1 riboswitch is annotated in these 276 nt (G+C 45.7%).

The features are described 5' to 3' along the window. Nucleotides 1–84 precede the first annotated feature (84 nt). A riboswitch (cyclic di-GMP riboswitch) is annotated at nt 85–169 on the bottom strand. Nucleotides 170–276: the final 107 nt, after the last annotated feature.

The raw sequence follows: 276 nt of genomic DNA, 5'->3' as shown, positions 1-276 counted from the left end.
GGAAACGGTAGTGACTTTCATTTGAGGCTCCTTAAAAAGATTTAAATTGAATTTAAACCTGCGGAGTTTCCCGAGATCGGAGAAACCGGTAGTTCCGCTGTCATGGGGCGAACCCTTTAGACCGGTGACTTTGCGCCCTTGCCTTTCAGCAAGTTTGCCTTTGCAGATTTCATTCCGTTTTCCGTTGCTGCAGTTGGATAACGTGGGTGCATTCTATTAAGTGACCGCCGGTCAATTCAACACCATTTTCAATTAAGGTTTTCCACTAGAGCGTGA

The sequence above is a fragment of the Bradyrhizobium sp. 23AC genome, assembly GCF_054863025.1.
Note: the sequence above shows the minus strand (reverse complement) of the source record. Positions and strands in the feature narration are given on the sequence as shown.